The sequence below is a fragment of the Rhodoflexus caldus genome (assembly GCF_021206925.1).
Lineage (GTDB): Bacteria > Bacteroidota > Bacteroidia > Cytophagales > Thermoflexibacteraceae > Rhodoflexus > Rhodoflexus caldus.
Genome location: NZ_JAJPRF010000003.1, coordinates 393,242 through 412,304, shown reverse-complemented (window position 1 = coordinate 412,304; position 19,063 = coordinate 393,242). Strand labels below are relative to the sequence as shown.

The 19,063-nt window shown below is 46.5% G+C and carries 15 protein-coding genes; 5 read left to right on the top strand and 10 right to left on the bottom strand.

Annotated elements, in window-relative coordinates; translation table 11 throughout:
• Positions 1-174: 174 nt before the first annotated feature.
• Positions 175-822 carry a peroxiredoxin gene (locus tag NDK19_RS06085; protein ID WP_250630959.1) on the top strand — a complete coding sequence of 216 codons (648 nt, stop codon included), beginning with the start codon at positions 175-177 and terminating at the stop codon, positions 820-822.
• Between the two features lie 191 nt (positions 823-1,013).
• On the opposite strand, the gene NDK19_RS06080 is transcribed toward NDK19_RS06085, so the two are convergent.
• Positions 1,014-2,984 carry a RecQ family ATP-dependent DNA helicase gene (locus NDK19_RS06080; protein WP_250630958.1) on the bottom strand — a complete coding sequence of 657 codons (1,971 nt, stop codon included), beginning with the start codon at positions 2,982-2,984 and terminating at the stop codon, positions 1,014-1,016.
• A gap of 177 nt (positions 2,985-3,161) precedes the next feature.
• On the opposite strand from NDK19_RS06080, the gene NDK19_RS06075 reads away from it, so the two are divergent.
• The gene (locus tag NDK19_RS06075) at positions 3,162-6,221 is read left to right on the top strand and encodes a T9SS type A sorting domain-containing protein (RefSeq protein WP_250630957.1); all 3,060 of its coding nucleotides are present in this window, start codon (positions 3,162-3,164) and stop codon (positions 6,219-6,221) included.
• A 237-nt stretch (positions 6,222-6,458) separates the two neighbouring features.
• Here the strand turns inward: NDK19_RS06075 and NDK19_RS06070 are convergent, their stop codons facing one another.
• On the bottom strand, positions 6,459-7,127 hold the full coding sequence (locus NDK19_RS06070) for a heme exporter protein CcmB (protein ID WP_250630956.1): 669 nt from the start codon (positions 7,125-7,127) through the stop codon (positions 6,459-6,461).
• A gap of 57 nt (positions 7,128-7,184) precedes the next feature.
• On the opposite strand from NDK19_RS06070, the gene NDK19_RS06065 reads away from it, so the two are divergent.
• The gene (locus NDK19_RS06065) at positions 7,185-8,072 is read left to right on the top strand and encodes a DUF58 domain-containing protein (protein WP_250630955.1); all 888 of its coding nucleotides are present in this window, start codon (positions 7,185-7,187) and stop codon (positions 8,070-8,072) included.
• A 46-nt stretch (positions 8,073-8,118) separates the two neighbouring features.
• Entirely contained in the window at positions 8,119-9,498 is a 1,380-nt protein-coding gene (locus tag NDK19_RS06060) for a Gfo/Idh/MocA family protein (protein WP_250630954.1), read from the top strand.
• Positions 9,499-9,578: 80 nt separating this feature from the next.
• Here NDK19_RS06060 and NDK19_RS06055 read toward each other — a convergent pair whose 3' ends face one another.
• The 3 genes from NDK19_RS06055 to NDK19_RS06045 form a co-directional block, all read right to left on the bottom strand.
• A complete protein-coding gene (locus NDK19_RS06055; RefSeq protein ID WP_250630953.1) occupies positions 9,579-11,762 on the bottom strand; it encodes a glutamine synthetase III family protein in 2,184 nt (727 codons plus the stop codon).
• A 143-nt stretch (positions 11,763-11,905) separates the two neighbouring features.
• Complete coding sequence (locus tag NDK19_RS06050) at positions 11,906-12,487, bottom strand: DUF4136 domain-containing protein (RefSeq protein WP_250630952.1); 582 nt, start codon at positions 12,485-12,487, stop codon at positions 11,906-11,908.
• Positions 12,488-12,528: 41 nt separating this feature from the next.
• Positions 12,529-13,323: a PhzF family phenazine biosynthesis protein gene (locus tag NDK19_RS06045; RefSeq protein ID WP_250630951.1), complete on the bottom strand. Its 795-nt coding sequence runs from the start codon at positions 13,321-13,323 to the stop codon at positions 12,529-12,531.
• Between the two features lie 53 nt (positions 13,324-13,376).
• Between NDK19_RS06045 and NDK19_RS06040 the strand changes: the two genes are divergently transcribed.
• Positions 13,377-13,811, top strand: coding sequence for an OsmC family protein (locus NDK19_RS06040; protein WP_250630950.1), 435 nt, complete (start codon positions 13,377-13,379; stop codon positions 13,809-13,811).
• Positions 13,812-13,945: 134 nt separating this feature from the next.
• Here NDK19_RS06040 and NDK19_RS06035 read toward each other — a convergent pair whose 3' ends face one another.
• The 5 genes from NDK19_RS06035 to NDK19_RS06015 form a co-directional block, all read right to left on the bottom strand.
• Positions 13,946-14,194: a type B 50S ribosomal protein L31 gene (locus tag NDK19_RS06035; RefSeq protein WP_250630949.1), complete on the bottom strand. Its 249-nt coding sequence runs from the start codon at positions 14,192-14,194 to the stop codon at positions 13,946-13,948.
• A gap of 95 nt (positions 14,195-14,289) precedes the next feature.
• A complete protein-coding gene (locus tag NDK19_RS06030) occupies positions 14,290-14,661 on the bottom strand; it encodes a VOC family protein (protein WP_250630948.1) in 372 nt (123 codons plus the stop codon).
• Between the two features lie 57 nt (positions 14,662-14,718).
• Positions 14,719-16,587, bottom strand: a complete 1,869-nt coding sequence (locus NDK19_RS06025) for a cytochrome c oxidase subunit I (RefSeq protein WP_250630947.1) — start codon at positions 16,585-16,587, stop codon at positions 14,719-14,721.
• Between the two features lie 28 nt (positions 16,588-16,615).
• Complete coding sequence (locus tag NDK19_RS06020) at positions 16,616-17,650, bottom strand: cytochrome c oxidase subunit II (protein WP_250630946.1); 1,035 nt, start codon at positions 17,648-17,650, stop codon at positions 16,616-16,618.
• A gap of 84 nt (positions 17,651-17,734) precedes the next feature.
• Complete coding sequence (locus tag NDK19_RS06015; protein WP_250630945.1) at positions 17,735-19,060, bottom strand: quinol:cytochrome C oxidoreductase; 1,326 nt, start codon at positions 19,058-19,060, stop codon at positions 17,735-17,737.
• Between the last annotated feature and the right edge of the window lie 3 nt (positions 19,061-19,063).

Sequence of the window (19,063 nt, the reverse complement as noted above, 5' to 3'; positions counted from 1 at the left end):
AGGTATATCGTTACTTGATGGAAACGCTTTTTTAATGCCACAAGTTAGCGTTTTCAGCAGAAACTTAACGTATTTTTTACACTTTGATTTGTAACAAAAGTAACTGATACAAAAAAGCGCGTGGCTTAATTTTGTGGTACTATTTGAAGTTATTTATTCACAAAACAAACAGATATGGAAAATCAACAAACATATGCCATGCCGCGCATCGGCGACAAAGCTCCTGATTTTGAATCACTTACCACGCTTGGCAAAATTAAATTTTCAGACTACAACAAAGGCAAGTGGGTTATCTTCTTCTCTCACCCTGCTGACTTCACCCCTGTTTGTACCACTGAAATGACAGGTTTTGCCAAAGAAAAACAATTCTTTGCCGACCACAACACCCTGCTGATGGGGCTTAGCATTGACAGCATCCACGCACACATTGCATGGGTAAATGCTGTGTATGAAAAAACAGGTGTGCTGTTTGAGTTCCCGATTGTAGCCGATATAGACATGAGCGTATCTAAATTGTACGGCATGTTGCAACCCGGCGAAAGCGAAACAGCCGCCGTTCGCGCCGTGTTTTTCATTGACCCGGAAGGCATTATTCGCTTGATTATGTACTATCCGCTGAACATCGGTCGCAACATGGAAGAAATCAAACGTGCGCTGGTGGCTCTGCAAACTGCTTCGGAAAACAAAGTAGCTTGCCCACTGGATTGGCAGCCCGGCGATAAGGTTATCGTTCCTGCGCCAAAAACACTGGAAGAACTTGTAGCCCGCAAAGCCAGCAATTTGGAAATGGTAGATTGGTATTTGGCGAAAAAGTCGCTGTAAGCTGACAACAGCAAAGCAGTTGAGTAATGTAAAGCGCATCGTACACAAGTGCGCGGATTTTGGGGGATAGCACGGTCTTTGCCGATTTTTTTAATCCCCAACCCGAAAATAGCGATTTACTTTGCTCATCTGCCCCCTCGGAACACAGATTATACGGATAGCACCGATTTTTTTGCTTGAAGCACGGGCAGCTAATCCGCACCGTCTGTGTTCCGATTTTTTTTTGCTTGGAGCGCGATTTTTCCGTTTTCCAGATATTTTATCAGGCCGCGCGCTACCATTTGCCGCAGCGTTTCGGCGAAAACGGTTTCATTGTCGGGCAAAACTTTGCGCAGAAGCTCATCGGGCAGCAGAGGTTGTTTGCTCAAATGTTCACTGACGGCCGATTCATACACATCGGCTAACTTATTGATTGCCTGCTTTTTTGCAGCCATGCAGTTGTCGCAAATGCCGCAAGGTGTTTCGCGCCGTTCGCCAAAATAAGTAAGCAGGGCTTGTTGGCGACAGCCTTTGGTTTGCAGGTAATTGACAATCGCCAAGGCCTTGCTCATTGCCTGCTGCTTGCGCAACTGATAGAAACTTTTGTCTATCCGAAAGTAATCTGCCCTCATGCGCGGCATGGTAAACCTGATTTGAGGTTTGGTACGGGCAGGCGCAAAACAGATTATCCCCTGCTGTTCCAATACTTGTAATTGTTTCACAATTTCAGATGGGCTGACTTTCAGCAAGGTTGCCGCCCGACTGATTGAAAAAGGCGTAAAATCGGAGAAAGCCTCGCCGCCAAAGTTGCGAAGCAGGTATTTCAACAAAGGTTCGAAAGCTGCATGAGCTACCTGAAAGCGGTAAATTTCTTCAAATGCTGCCTGAAACAGGAACTTATCCTGTGTTTCGGAGGCCTCATTGCGCTGAATCAGCCCCAACTCCTCTAAGCGATTGAGCGCCTGAAAAGCAGTCGGTGTTGCAATAGCCAAGCCGGCAGCCTTAAAAGTTTGCAGAAAGTGCTCCATATCAAACTCCTGCGGAGCAGGCGGCGCTACACCAACAGGCATTTGGAGGTAATTGGCCAGCCGATGGTAAACGGTAGCCAATATTTCCACATCGGGATAGCTTTGCTCGACTCTTTGGGTCAAATGCCGGATTTCGTCGGGTTTGTAAAGTAAAACGGCATAGGCACGTTTACCGTCGCGGCCTCCTCTCCCTGCTTCCTGATAGTAGGCCTCGGGCGATGCCGGCGGAGCTAAGTGTATCACCGAACGCACATCGGGTTTGTCAATGCCCATCCCAAAGGCATTGGTAGCTACTATCACGCGCGTTTTGCCTTTAATCCATGCATCCTGCTTAGCCGACCTTTCCTGCGGCGGCAATCCGGCATGGTAAAAGTCAGCCGAAACACTGTTTTGCCGCAGCCATCGGGCTATTTCTTCGGTTTCGCGGCGTGTGTTCGCATATACAACCGAGGTGCCGGGCACTCCTGCCAACACCCGCAACAGGCGGTTGTAAACATCTTCGGTTTCAAAAACAGAATAGGACAGGTTATCGCGCAGGAAACTTTTCCGAAATACGCGGCTGCCTTGCCTGAAAAGCAATTTTTCCTGTATGTCCTGCTGCACTTCGGGGGTGGCCGTAGCGGTGAGTGCAAGGCAGGGGATATTTATGCCGATATGCTCGCGGAATGCAGCAATTTCCAAATAGGGCGGCCTGAAATCGTAGCCCCATTGCGAAATACAGTGCGCCTCATCAATGGCCAGCAGGCAAATATTCATTTTACTTGCCCGTGTACGAAACAGTTCTGTTTGCAACCGCTCGGGTGAAACATACAGGAAGCGCACCGGATGGGACTGTGCGTGAATGCAATTGTCTAACGCAATATCTATTGCCTTTTGCGTCATGCCGCTGTAAATAGCCACTGCATGTATTCCCCTGCGGTTGAGTTGCTCTACCTGGTCTTTCATCAGGGCAATCAGCGGCGAAACAACAATGCACAGCCCTCCCATTGCCAGTGTCGGTACTTGAAAACAAACCGATTTACCCCCGCCCGTAGGCAACAATGCAAGCGCATCGCTACCTGCCAACACATGGCGGATGATATCCTCCTGCAAGGGTCGAAAAGCATCATAGCCCCAGTACTGTTTCAGCAGTGCATGTATGTCGGTGGTGTGCATCCGAACAAATGTATGACAATTGTGCCGCAATGTAAGTATGATGTATTTTTTTGCATATTTTTATTGCATTTTCTCTTTTTTTGTCATAATTTAGGGTTAAAACTACATCAAAATAACAACCTTTCACTTAACCGTTTTGATGTAAGTTGCTGATAACTAACAAACTTTTTACTTCATATGATACATTTACTGCCAAAGATTACTTTGCGTAATCTTTATCAACATAAAGGATTTTTTTTTCTATGGTTAGCGCTGTTTAGCATACCGGTTAGTTATGCGCAAAAAACGCTTACAGGCGCAGGAACGCCTACCACGGGTACATGGACTCCCTCATTGCCTGTAGCGGGTGATAATATAATCTTGGCCAACGGTGCTACCCTCACAATTAATGCGGACTTTACATTCGGCAATGTTACTATGACAGGCGGTGGTGCTGCCACTACCATTATTATTAATGCAGGCCGCACAATGAATACCGGCAATATAGACATTGGCGAACCGACAAATAATAACACCACCAACCAAATTAATGTAGGCGATGGAACGCTGAATGCCGCTTCTATCACCATGCCTGAAACAGCTAACGGTAACCGTCGCTGCGGGATACTCATTGCCAATGGCAGGGCCAATATTACCAATGGCGTAACCATGAATACCAATACGCTCTCACCACGTAACTTTATTCGCATTACAGGCACAGGTATTTTTGACCTGCGCGGAGGTAACTTCACGGGTGGCGGTCAATTTGAGCCGGTAAGTGCTACACCACCCAACCAATCCAGAGTGATTTACAGCGGCAGCAACAACCAAAATATCATCGGCACGGTCAATGGCTACTACCACTTAGAGCTGCAACACAACGGCAGCAGTACCAAAACGCTGGCCGCAGGCACAGATGTTTTAGGCGACTTGCTGGCCGTAGGCGATGCCTCAAAACCTGTCTTTCAGTTGTCAACCTTCAACCTGATAGTGTCAGGAACTACTACGCTCAGGCTGGCAACTATGGCAGATAACAGCATAACAGGCACTACGAATCTAAATAATGTCATTATGCAAGGGGGTAGAATTAACGGCACTGTTACCTCCTCTATATTCGTGAACGGCAACCTCTCGGTTAATACCAATCCTACCAACTCCATTTCCGAAATAGGGCAGGTAGAACTTACCGTGCTGGGAACTTCCCAGATTGCAGCCGGAGCAACTTTGGAGTGGAATAACATACAAGGTGAAAAAATTTTAACGGGAAAAGTTACCATCAACGGCGCATGGAACAACACCGCCAACGAAAACATCACCTTGCGGGGCGGTTTGGAACATAACGGATTCAGTTTCAACTCAGGAACAGGCACTTACAGTTTCACGACCAATAACCAAAACATCAGTGGAAGCAGTAGCATTGTATTTGATGGTCAGGTAATTGTAGGGGGCAATGTAGTGCTCACCAACATGGTCAGCGAACCGACAGACGGCTTGGTGATTAACGGCTTGCTGAATGGCACCGACGCCACCTCTACTTTTGAAAACCGCACACTTTTGCGCTACGCTGGTCTGAATCAGCGCCCGATGAATGTCGGTGGACTGGATGCTGACCACCCTGGCAATACGATAGACTATCACGCCACATCAGGGATTCAGGTTGTTAACACATCGGGAACACCATTTATAACTGTTTATCACCACTTAATCATTTCAGGGGGAGGAGAAAAACGTTGGGTGAATACTGTGGCTGCCGCTACGGTAACGCGTGCTATCAATGGCAACCTGACTATTACAGGAGGAACATTAGTGCTTACACATACTGCCACTCAGCCTGTAATTAATGTGGCAGGAAATTTTTTACAAGAAGGCGGCACGCTCAATCTTTCTTCACGCGATGTGGACAATGGCTTTGCACAACTCAATATCGCCGGCAGTTTCACCCAAAATGCGGGAACGGTAACAATTACGGGCAACAGCGCCGGAGCAGTCAGCAGTTTAGTCCGCCTGAACGGAACAGCTATGCAGACTGCCTTTCAGAACTCTGCTGTCAATTGGGAGCGCGGAACTTTTGCCGTCAGCAATAACAGCCGCGTGATGCTAACCAGTAATTTCAGCGCCTCACGGCTGCGGCTGGAAACAGGCGTGCTGCAAACCGGCGCTACAGGCATGGAATATGAGTTTCGCGTAACAGATGATGCCCCTGCTGCTGTCAGCGGGCATGTAGTGGCAGGCTTTAACTTCAGTACACTTTCCTACGCCTCTGCACCCAACAATTATGTATTTGGCAAATTGCGCCGCAATGTGCAGAACGTTAATAATGTTATTTATGACTTCCCCGTAGGCAGTAATACCCGCTATGAGTTAGCCCGCCTAACCATCACTACCTCTCTGAATGTATCGCACGTAACCGCTTGGTTTAACAACACCGATGCCCTGACAAGTTTTTCCGTTCCAAGTTGTATCCGCGCTTACAGCCCCTGCGCGGGTGGCTTTTGGACATTTGAGCCCGATACGCCTATTTCAGGCACTTATGCGATGCAATTATTCCCCAACGGCTTTACCTGTGGCGCCAGCAATGTTTGCGGAGGCCCGACCATTGCACGCCGTGCCAATGCAACGGCCGCATGGGGTTTTTCGGGCAGTACCTTTGCCGCTAACTATACCCGCACAGGCTTTTCTGCCTTTTCCGACTTTGTCCCTGTATTTGAAGACCAACTTACACCCGTGGAATGGGTGAGTTTCACGGCTGCCAAGCAGGAAACCTCAGCGCTGCTGCAATGGGCAACCGCATGGGAAAAAGATGCCGAAACTTTTGGCATTGAGAAAAGTGCCGACGGCAAACGCTGGATAAATATCGGCCAAGTGGCCGCCAGAGGCAACAGCAACCAATTGACCAACTACCAATTTGTTGATAAAGAGCCTTTTACCGGTATCAACTACTACCGCCTTGCACAACGCGATTTTGACGGTACGATTCACTATTCGGGCATTGTAAGTCTTGTTTGGGAGGGAAGCGCAGGCATGGTACGTACCTTGCGCCTATTCCCGAATCCTGCGCGTTCGGGCAGCGAAGTTTATTTTAACGATGTGTTTCAGTCTGCAAGTATCGTCGTTTTAGATATGTCGGGGCGTGAAGTGCATCAACAAAACCTCTCGGGCGAATCAGCCTTGCAACTGCCCATGCTGGCAAACGGGGTGTATCTTTTGAAAATTGCAACGGCCGGACAGCAGACAACACTTCGGCTGGTAGTGGAGTGAGCAATACAGATTCTTAGCACCCAATCCACTAAGTTTTTTCTCATCGTTCTTGGCGGTTAAAAGGATGTTGCGTGTTATAAGCAAACCTGACAGGCATTGGAAACCTGTCAGGTTTAAATACCTATTTTTCAAGTATTTACACACATATTTTTCGCACCCCTGCGCTTTTGCGTAACGGCTTGTGGGGACTTAGCCACTCACGAAAAGTCGGAAGGCTAACGGCAGGGCTGTCAGGCTTTACGCCTTCCACAAAAAGGGGAATAAAAGGAACGAAACCGCCAGCACAATCAGATTAATGCCGCCAAGCATCAGCAACTCATCGTGGCTTTGGCTGCGTGCGAGGCCGTCTATCGCATTTTTTGAAACTTTGATGAGCAGCATAATCATTGGCAGCACAACAGGAAAACCCAGCACTGCCATTAGTGTCCCGCTGCTTTGCGCTTTGGCGGCAATGGCGGAAACCAGCGTTAGTGCAGCAGCAAACCCCATGCTGCCCAGTGCCACATCCAGCAGAAAAAAAGACATATCCTGCACCGGATTGCCCAGCAAAATGACGTATATCAACAGCCCGATGACAGACATAACAACCATTAACAAGCTGTTATACAGAATTTTAGATATAATCACGCTTTCGGGGCGCACCAATTGGTAGTAGTAATAATGACGGCTTTCAGGCTCTTGCACAAAACTTTTGGCAATGGCACTGATGGCTGTAAACAACAGAATAATCCAAAACAGCGCATTCCATGTAAGCGGGCTTAACTGACTCTTTTTCAGGTTAAAACTCAGATAGGCCACAAATACTGTAGCGACAATGTACAGCAAAATACCGTTAAAGGCGTACTTTCTGCGCCACTCCAAGCGCAGTTCCTTACCCAGCAAAATGAGGATTTCACGCATAATCATACTGCAAGTTACGCAGCGATTGCGTAAGTTTGCTTAAGCTAATTTCCCTGAAAGGCTTTGGAAAACAATCTTCGCGAAATATTCTTCAAGTTGCGCCGCTACGAAATCAAAATCCGCAAGGCTGTAAACACCCAAATGCAGGGCGACTTTCACTCTGTATTCAAAGGTTCGGGGCTGGAGTTTGACGACGTGCGCGCCTACCAATACGGCGACGATGTACGCACTATCGACTGGAACGTAAGTGCCAAAGGCCACGGCATCTATGTTAAAACGTTCAAGGAAGAAAAAGAACAGAATGTTTTCCTGATTCTCGATGTGAGCGGCTCGCAATACATCGGCAAGCCGAATCAGCAAAAAATTGACTATGGCCGCGAAATATGCGGCATCCTAACCATCTCGGCACTGAAAGAAAACAGTTCGGTAGGGCTGCTCTGTTTCAGCAACCAACGCGAAAAATACATCAAGCCCAAAAAAGGCACTAAACACGCCTACGAACTGCTTACATCCATGTTTCGCCTGCAACCCGAATCGTTCAAAACCAGTTTGAACAAGGCTCTGGCAGTGGCAATGAACATCATTAAGCGCAAAAGCATCGTAGTACTGGTAAGCGACTTTGTAGACGAAGGCTACGAGCGCAACCTGAAAGCAATGGCAAAAAAACACGACCTGATTGTTATTCACCTCGCCGACCATCGCGAAAGCACACTGCCACCCATGGGAATTGTACCGCTGTTAGATAAAGAAACGCGCCGCACCGTTTGGGTAAATACGTCATCAGAGGCATTTCGCGATAAAATTGCAGGACAATTCAGCCAAAAGCGTGAGCAATTAGAAAAATTGTGCCACCAGTTCAATGCCAATTATTTGTTCGTAGATACATCGGAAGACTACGTACCTCGTTTGGTAAAACTCTTCAAAGTCCGCAATCTGACGACGAAGAAATAGCCAATCATTTTCTAACTTACTGCATTGTAATTGATTGTCAGTAAGTATGAAAAGACGCAATTTCATCAGAAAAACGCTGGGAGCCTCCGTGCTGGCAGGTGCGGGCATTGTTCCGCTGTCAAATGCACAGGTCGTAGAACTGCAACAAGCGCCCGTTCCTTCCCGATTTGCCGCCAATGATAAAATCCGCTTGGGATGTATCGGTATGGGCATTATTTCGCAATACGACATTAAGTCGGCGCTGGAAGCAGGGGGTAGTGAAATAGTAGCTGCTTGCGACCTCTACACAGGTCGCCTTACCAAGGCTAAGGAAACATACGGGAAAAATCTGTTCACCACCCGCGACTACCGCGAACTGCTCGCCCGCAAAGATATTGATGCCGTCATCATTGCCACCCCCGACCATTGGCATACACGCATCGCAATGGATGCCTTGGCAGCAGGCAAACATGTCTATTGCGAGAAGCCGCTCATCCACAAACCCGAAGAAGGCAAAATGCTGGTAGAAGCTGCGAAAAAATCGGGTAAAATTTTGCAGGTAGGCAGCCAGCGCGTCAGCAGTCTGGCATTTAACGAAGCCAAAAAATATTATGAACAGGGGGCTATCGGTGCCATTAATATGGTAGTGGCCAATATGGGGCGGCACAGCTCGCTCGGTGCATGGCAATACTCCATTCCACCCGATGCCAATCCGCAAACCGTTGATTATGAGACCTTTTTGGGTAATGCACCTAAAACGCCGTTTGATGCGACGCGATTTTTCCGTTGGCGCAACTACCGCGACTACGGCACGGGCATCCCGGGCGATTTGTTTGTACATCTGATTTCGGGCGTGCACTACATCACCGGTTCTTTAGGCCCCGAGCGCGTGTTTGCATCGGGACAACTCTCCTACTGGAAAGACGGCCGCGATGTGCCCGATGTAGTTTCGGCCGTAATGGAGTACCCCGCCACAGCCACACATCCTGCCTTTCAGATGGTTCTTTCCGTCAATTTTGCCGATGGCTCCGGCGGCGGCGAATTTACCCGCATCATAGGCACGGAGGGCATGATAGAACTCACATGGACAGGGTTTACACTTAAACGCTCGCCTTTGCCCAAAGCGCCGGGCTATGGCGGCTATGACTCGTTCAATACTTTCACCAAGGAGCAACAAGAAGCCTTTGAACAGCAATACAAAAGCCGCTGGAAAGAAGAAGACCGCAAGGCTCCCAAATTGGAAGACATCGTATTTAAACAACCGCAAGGCTACGATGAGCGCACCGACCACTTCCGCAACTTTTACGCAAGCATCAGGGAAGGCAAACCCAATATTCAGGATGCGGCCTTCGGCGTTCGGGCAGCAGGGCCTTGCTTGGCAGCAAATCTGAGCGCTGCCGAAAGACGCATCGTGCAGTGGAATCCTGCGGAAATGACTTTATCATAAGGCGCAATTGCGATAATTTCACAACAAAATGAGCCAACCCCAAAAACAGGATGGCTCATTTTTATGACAGTTGCCGGCTACTATTTGATAAACAACAACTCGCGGTATTTAGGGAACGGCCACATATCATCAGGCACCATCAGTTCCAACTTGTCCACATGGTAGCGAATCACATCAAAGAAAGGTTTTACTTTCTCGCAGTAAGCAATTGCCATGTGATGTGTATCCAATTCATTGGCTGCCTTACGGGCTTCAATCATTGCGTCCACGTTGGTCTTAATGGCATTTACATGACGGGAAAGGTCTTTGATGAGGTCTTTCAGGTGTTCCGACTCTTCTTTCAAGCCTAATTCTTTCAATCCGCGGGCATTTTCAATCAGTTTATTCTGGAACTCCAACGCCGAAGGAATGGCCTGATTCATGGCGAAAGTACCCAATGCACGCGACTCTATTTGTACTTTCAGCGCATAGTTATGCAACATAACATCTACACGTGCTTCCAGTTCTACCTCGCTGAAAATGCCGTTGCCAACCAACACCTGACGGGACTTTTTGCTCAGATAGGCTTCCAACGCATGAGGAGTTGTTTTGATATTGGACAAACCGCGCTTAGCTGCCTCTTCCACCCACTCATCGCTGTAACCGTTGCCTTCAAAACGAATAGCTTTGGATTGCTTGATGTATTCGCGCAGTACATCTACAATGGCAACCTCTTTTTTCTTGCCGCCTTCAATTTGTGCATCTACCTCTGCTTTAAACTTCTTTAGTTGGTCGGCTACAATGGTATTCAATACGACCAGTGCTGTTGCACAGTTGGCAGATGAACCCACGGCACGGAACTCAAATTTATTACCTGTAAATGCAAACGGCGAGGTACGGTTGCGGTCGGTATTATCAAGCAAAATCGGCGGAATTTTATCAATACCGAGCTTCATGTACATATTATCGCCTTTGTCAATCTTGATATTGCCGTTGTGTTCCAGTTCATCCAAAACTTCGGTCAGTTGCTCGCCGATAAATACCGACATAATAGCCGGCGGAGCTTCGTTGGCACCCAAGCGGAAGTCATTACCGGCAGAAGCTATGGAAGCACGCAACAAATCCGCATTTTCATATACCGCCTTGATGATATTGACAAAGAAGGTCAGGAATTGCAGGTTTTCTTTGGCTTTGCTGGTTGGTTGCAATAGATTTACGCCCGTGTTAGTGGCCAGCGACCAGTTGTTATGCTTGCCGCTGCCATTGATACCGGCAAAGGGTTTTTCGTGCAACAAAACTTTGAAGTTGTGGCGCTCGGCAACCTTCTCCATAATATCCATCAACAACTGGTTGTGGTCATTGGCAAGGTTGATTTCCTCAAAAGTAGGCGCACATTCAAACTGGCTGGGAGCAACTTCGTTGTGGCGGGTGCGCAGCGGAATGCCCAGTTTGTAGGCTTCAATCTCCAAATCCTGCATGTAGGCGCGCACACGCGAAGGAATGGAGCCAAAATAATGGTCTTCCAATTGCTGACCTTTGGCCGGCGTATGCCCAAACAGTGTACGACCGGACATCACTAAGTCGGGGCGCGCGAAATACAGCGCGCGGTCAATCAGGAAATACTCCTGCTCTACGCCCAATGTGGCATAAACATGTGTAACATCTTTGTCAAAATATTCGCAAACAGCGGTAGCCGCTTTATCAATCAATGCCAGAGATTTCAGCAGAGGAGCTTTGTGGTCGAGTGCCTCACCTGTGTAAGATACAAAAACCGTAGGGATACAAAGCGTTTTGCTGCTGCCGTTTTCAATAATAAAAGCAGGCGATGTAGGGTCCCATGCAGTGTAACCACGCGCCTCAAACGTATTACGGATACCACCGCTCGGGAAGGAAGACGCATCAGGCTCCTGACGCACCAGCGCACTGCCTTTGAATTTTTCCAAAACTTTGCCGTTGTCCGAAGGTTCAAAAAAAGCATCGTGCTTTTCGGCAGTAGAACCCGTCAGAGGCTGAAACCAGTGGGTATAATGCGTAACACCGCGCTCCAAAGCCCAAGTTTTCATCGCAGCCGCTACGGCATCTGCCAGCGCCTCATCCAGCGTTTCACCCTTCTGCACATGTGCTTTCAGTTTTTTGTACATATCCGATGAAAGATAGCTTTTCATCGCTTCGTCGCCGAATACGTTCATTCCATAGTAGTCAGATACCTTCTTGGAAGGCGCTGCCACATCTACAATACCGCGGGAGGCGGCTTGTTCCAAAGCAATAAATCTTAGTCTGGACATTGTTGAATAGCGTTAAGTGGTATGAAATTTTACTTGATTTTCGCAAATACAGGCACCATTTTACAAAATAGCCTTCAAATTTCAGCATAAAAAAACAAAAAAGCGCCTTTTTTAGGCGCTTTCACTTAAAATTAACACATCTGCTATAAGTCGTACTTCGGGTAAGGCCGCTGCCGTTTCAACGGGAATCGGCTAAACAGTTTCTGAAGCGACAATCGCACATTTTCATAGGGGTTATCGGCGTTTCCGATAGCCGCACCCTGCCAAACCGGTTTTTTGGTAATTCGTTCAAACAAAAACAACTCAATAGTTCCTTTGGCCTCTGTGATGGTTTGCGTTTGCCGTTGATTCCATGGGTTCATCATGGCCGGCCCCCAAAAAAACGGGTCATAAAAACCCCACATGGGCATTCCCCACATAGGCGGCACGCTTGTTACCTGCTTTTGGGAAACCTGTGCATTAGACTTGAACGAAACCAATAAATCAGGCGCAGTCGTATCTGCTTTCAGTCCGCGCGCCTCTAACTCCTCCTGAATACCGTAAATCATTTCATTTTCGGCAAGCAAACTGCCGTACACACGCTCATCGGGAGGACGCTGCAAAAAAGCAAATGTTTTGTATTTGCTGAAATCAGCCGCCTCATCTTTGCGCACATATACTTTCATGGGGTTGCAGGCAGCAACCAATAGTGCTATTATTGTCCAAAGTATGATTAATCGCTTCATTGTTGGTTGTCTTTGAAATTATTACTTCGTCAAATGTGGTATCAATCGCTTTTGGGCAATAATATCTCACCCTTTAAATAAGGAACGGCATATCCTCCGATTCTCACACGCTCGCCATGCAATTCGCAGAACAGTTCGCCGCCTCGTTTTGAAATCTGACGGGCAAACATTTTCTGCTTGCCTAAGCGCTCTGCCCAATAAGGAATCAGCGTACTGTGCGCCGAGCCTGTAACGGGGTCTTCATTTACACCCGCACCGGGAGCAAAAAAACGGGAAACAAAGTCAGCATCTGTGCCCGGTGCAGTGGCGATAATGCCGAGTACATCTAATTTCGCGAGCTCTTCAAACCGCGGCTCCAGCGCTGCCACTTCCTCCGCTGTTTCATATACACACACATAATCGCGCGAACGCAAAATATGCTGCGGCATTGCGCCCAATCCTGCAATTAATCCCGGAGGATACTCCGCAGGTTGCGGCGGACGACTCGGAAAGTCCAGTTCCAAATAATCATGCTTCCGATATACTTTCAGCAAACCACTTTGCGAGTGGAAATGCACGTAGTTATTCGGACTTCCCAACTCATTCAGAATCACGTAAGCAGCCGCCAGCGTAGCATGTCCGCACAAATCCACCTCTACCTCAGGCGTAAACCAGCGAATTTCAAACTCGCGGCCGCGCGGAACAAAAAAGGCCGTTTCAGCCAAGTTGTTCTCAGCGGCGATTGCCTGCATAACAGCCTCCGGCAACCACTCTTCCAAAGGACAAACCGCAGCAGGATTACCCCCAAACACCTTGCGCGTAAAAGCATCTATCTGATAAATCGGTATTCGTTGCATAAAGGTTACTGTGTATTTTCACGTAATTTGTAAAATCAAACACGAAACCGCAAATGATTATAGATATTCAACGCATAGATGATGCCTTTCACATGCGGGCAGTTAATGAGTCAGGCCGAACGGTTGAAATAGATGCCGCTCCGGCAATTGGCGGCCACGATGCAGGTATGCGCCCCATGCAAATGGTACTGGCGGCACTTGGTGGCTGCTCCGCAATAGATGTGATTGATATTTTGAAAAAACAACGGCTCAACCTGCAAGATATTCGCCTGCGAATCAGTGCCAAAAGAGCCGAAAATGCTATCCCTGCTGTATTTACGCACATTCACATGCATTTTGTCTTAACAGGTGCTATCCCCGATGAAAAAGCAGCAAGAGCCATTACGCTTTCTGTGGACAAATACTGCTCCGTAGCTGCCATGCTACGCTCTACGGCTGAAATTTCGCACAGCTTTGAAATTTTACCAACCACACCTGAACAAACCTGACAAGCCATTGCGCCCTGTCGGATGCAGTATCTGATTTTGAATAATTGACGCAAAAACAATGTACCTTTTGTATAAAAAATGAGTCCTTTCGGTGTAGTTATGCCGAAAGGACTCATTTTTACGCAATAAAACGACTATTTTTTGTTGTACTTCTTGAGGAATTTCTCCACACGACCGGCAGTTGCCACGTATGCTTTTGTACTGCCTGTATAGAAAGGATGTGAAGCAGAACTGATTTCAATTTTCACCAAAGGATAAGTCTTGCCATCTTCCCACTCAATCGTATCTTTTGTTTCAATGGTAGAACGGGTGATGAACTTAAAGTTGCTCTGAGTGTCCAGAAATACAACTTCACGGTAGTTTGGATGGATGTCTTTCTTCATGACTGTATGAATAAAATACTTATGCTATGCCTGATGTTCGGAAAAGGAGTGCAAATGTAGGTATATCTCGCTAATATTCAAAATTTTATCAGCGATTAAACATAAGCCGCCTCGCAAATCTCTAAACAATACCCGTCAGGGTCTGTAATGAAAAACTGTTTCACCTTATCCGGACGCTCCTTAATGGGTGTATGAAAAACACCTTTGCCCGCGAAGTACTTTGCCGCAAGTGCTATATCGGGCACAGCGAAAGCAATGTGCGTCGCCCGACTGCCCCAATGCGGCGGCATTGTTCTTCCCTCTATCAAATGCAAGGTCTGCCCGTTGCCCAAGCTAAACCATGCACCTTGGAAATCAAAATCGGGTCTTTTCACCTGCATTAAACCCATTACTTCTTCATAAAATGCGACGCTTTGCCGTACGTCTGCCACATGTAGCGATATGTGGTCTAAACCCTTTATTTCCATAGGTACAAAAAAATGACCCACTTTTGCGAGTGGGTCATTTTCAAATGATTACGTCAATTATTTTGCAAACTCTTTTTCCAGTTCAATCATCTCATTTTCATGAGGAAGGTTTGATTCTGGAGTAGCAGAGAATGGTACAGTTTGAGGGATGAAATCTTCCTTCGCACCGGGTTTGCTGTAATCGTATGGCCAACGATATACGGTAGGAATCTTACCGGGCCAGTTGCCGTGTCCGGGGAAGCGAGGTGTTGTCCACTCCAATGTATTGGAACGCCATGGATTTTCAGGAGCCAAACGACCTTTGAACATTGAATAGAAGAAGTTGAACAAGAATATCAACTGTGCACTCAATGTGATAATCGCGGCAGTACTGATAAATGCATTCAAATCGGAGAATGTATCAAATGCATTAAAGTTAGTCCATGAATAGTAGCGGCGAGGGAAACCTGCAATACCGATATAGTGCATTGGGAAGAATACCATGTAAACACCAATGAAAGTAATCCAGAAGTGTACATAGCCTAACTTCTCATCCATCATGCGTCCGAACATTTTGGGGAACCAGTGATAGATGCCAGCCAGCATACCGAAGAATGAAGCAGAACCCATTACCAAGTGGAAGTGCGCTACAACGAAGTATGTATCGTGCAACTGGATGTCAATTGCTGTATTACCCAGCGCAATACCTGTTACACCACCGGAGATAAAGAACGATACCAGACCGATAGAGAACAACATCGCAGGAGTAAATACGATATTACCGCGCCACAAAGTAGCCAAATAGTTAAACACTTTCACCGCAGAAGGCACCGCAATAATCAGCGTCAGGAACATGAAGATTGTACCAAGGAATGGATTCATGCCTGAAACGAACATGTGGTGTGCCCATACGATAAATGCCAAGAAAGCAATTGCCAGCAAAGAACCAATCATCGCACGATAACCGAAAATTGGCTTACGTGCATTGGTAGCAATAATCTCAGAAGTAATACCCAAACCGGGCAACATTACGATATATACTTCAGGGTGTCCCAAGAACCAGAACAAGTGCTGATACAATACAGGGCTGCCACCCATGTTATGCAAAGGCTCGCCGTTGATGTAAATTTCTGACAGATAGAAACTTGTACCAAAGCTACGGTCAAAAATCAGCAACAGAGCCGCAGCAAACAACACAGGGAATGACAACAAACCTAAAACGGCTGTCAGGAAGAACGCCCAGATGGTCAGTGGCAACTTAGAGAAAGACAAGCCGTCTGTGCGCAGGTTGATAACAGTAGCAATGTAGTTAATACCACCCAGCAGAGACGATACAATAAACAAACTCATGCTGACCAACCAAAGCGTCATACCCAAACCTGAGCCCGGCATTGCCTGAGGCAGAGCGCTCAATGGAGGATATACCACCCAACCGCCACTGGCAGGCCCTGTTTCAATGAACAGAGAAATGAACATGATAACGCTTGAAAGGAAGAAGAACCAATACGAAAGCATGTTCATAAAACCAGAAGCCATGTCGCGTGCACCAATTTGCAGCGGAATCAAGAAGTTGCTGAAAGTACCACTCAGGCCGGCGGTCAATACAAAGAACACCATGATGGTACCGTGCATGGTAACAAGAGCCAAGTAGAAATTCTGGTCTAATTTACCTTGGGTAGTAATCCAATCACCCAGCAACGGACGCAAAAATTCCAAATTTGCATCGGGGAAGCCGAGTTGCAAACGGAAAAGAATGGAAAGAATACCACCGACAATTGCCCAAAACATACCTGTAAGCAGGAATTGCTTGGCAATCATTTTATGGTCTTCCGTAAAAAGATACTTGGTGATGAACGTCTCCTCATGATGGTGATGCTCCTCATGATGGTCATCGTGGTGAGCATGCTCACCAACTGACTTGTGCAAGTCAATATCTACTGTTGCCATAACAGATAATGTTTAATAATGCAAAAATTTATTTCTGGTTGAAAAGACTAGCTAACTCTTTGCTGTTCTCGAGATTTAATGATGCAATATAGTCTGCATTTTGCTTAGCCCAAGGCTCTTGAGAAGCATACCATTTTTCAAATTCTTCAGGTTCTGATACGACGATTACCATGCGCATGGCAAAGTGTCCCTGACCACAAATTTCGGTACAAGCTAACTCATAATTGAAATTGGGGTCATTTAACTCTTTGCGCATTTCTTCGGTAGTTTTAGTGGGTGTAAACCAGAAGTTAGTAGGCATACCCGGCACAGCATCCATTTTTACACGGAAGTGAGGCATGAAAACGCTGTGTAATACATCGCGTGCGCGGATTTTCAATAATACGCTTTTCCCTTTTGGTAAATGGATTTCGCGTGGAGTAAAATCATCAAAATTAGACTTGTCAGCAGCGAAGTCCATACCTAACTGATTAGTAGCATCAATTTTACGGTAGTCATACTTACCTATCTTACCGTCTTTGCCTCCGTAACGAGTCATCCAGTTAAATTGCTTACCAACAATTTCAACTTGCAAGCTGTCATCGGGAGCAGGTGCAGTAATATCGCGCCATGCCCACCATCCGGTGAGTACAAGCACCGTAAGAACAATTGCAGGAACTACTGTCCATGCAACTTCCAACTTAGTATTATCCGGCCACCAGTAGGCAGTACGAGATTCACGATAGCGGAAGAAATACGGCGAAAAAAACAAGACAATGTGTGTCAGAAAAAATACAACAAATGTGATGGCTGTTGTTATCCAAAACAGTTTGTCGGTCAGCTTACCATGCTCAGAAGCAGCTTCGGGCAGGAAGTTTTCACTTGCCTTGCCTGAGTACCAGAAGATAAGCCCAAAGCCTACAAAGAAAAACAGAATAAACAAAAAACTGTTTACGGCATTGCTGGTACCGACGCGCTTTCCTTGGTTACCTTTGGCAATATTTACCAAAGAAAGTATGCGATATACCAAAGCAAACACGGCAATTACCAAAATGCCACCCGTTAAAAGAAGAAGACCTGTCATGTTGCTTTATTTAGAAATAAAATTAAACACTAAATGCTTGACAAAGTGTGCAGGCAAAAGGTTTTTGCCTGCACACGAATTTTTTTAAATATGATGATGCAAACTTTCTTGCAACATCGGGTGGTTCTTAGCTATCAGAGGCGCCTTAGCCAATGCCTGTGCTATTACGAAAGCAAATGCACCGGAGTAAATAAGTGCTAAACCTATCTCTAACAGCCCCAAGCCACCATGTTCTTTCAAGGTTCCGGGGGTAATCATCAGGTAGAAATCTAACCAGTGCCCGATGATAACCGCATAACACACGATTTTTAAGATAATTGCTTTGCGCTTAGCATCGCGTGTCATTAATACCAAAAATGGAAAGAAAAAGTTCAAGAACAAATTAATAAAAATGAACTTTCCGTATTGGTCGCTGCGCAAGCGTTCTACAAAGTAGATAGTTTCCTCAGGAATATTTGCGTAGTAAATCAGCAAAAACTGACTGAACCAAATATACGTCCAAAATACGCTAAATGCAAATACGAACTTACCTAAATCGTGCAGGTGGTTTTCATTAACTGCCTTCAAGTAGCCTGCATCTTTCAGGTACAGCACAGCCAGCGTAATGGTAGCAAGACCTGCAACAAACCAGCTTGCAAAGTTGTACCAACCAAACATGGTGCTGAACCAGTGCGTATCAATAGACATTACCCAGTCCCAAGCAGCTATTGAAGTTGTAATAGCAAAGAAAATAATGAACAAAGTGGCAATTACTTTCATTTTCCAGAAACGGTGTGTGCCACCTTCCAAATCCTCTGCTAAAGAATTTTTGCGAAGGAAGAAATAGAATCCGTACCAGCCGGCAATAAATACAATCATGCGGCCTATGTAAAACGGCAAATTCAAAAAGCCTTTCTTACCGGCAATAATCGGGTCATAATTAGGGCTGTTAGGGTCCATCAGAGAAGAATCTGTCCAGTGGAAAATTTCATGATAGCCCCAAGCAAATGACGCAATCAGCAATACGGCTGCATAAGGCAGAAAACTGCCAAATGCTTCAGGCACGCGTTTCAATACCGCAGACCAGCCTGCATGTGCCGCATACTGAATAGCTGTAAAGAAAATACCGACAATCGTAAGACCTATAAAGAATACGCTATTATGCCAAAAAGTTACTTTCAGGCGATTTGTCCAGTGATAGGCGTGCCCATGGCCGTGGTCGTGTCCTTCCGATACGGTAACGAAATCGCCGCCGTTGTTTGCTAAGGCATGACTGTCATGAGCATGAGAATCGCCGCCTAAGGCCAGCATTGCCACGCCAATAACAAACATGATGATGCCAATCACGAGCACAGTAAAAATTGACTTTTTGGCTGTGTCGGAAAACACAAAGTTTTCTTCTATGTTATGATGATGTACTTCAGCTTTCATCGC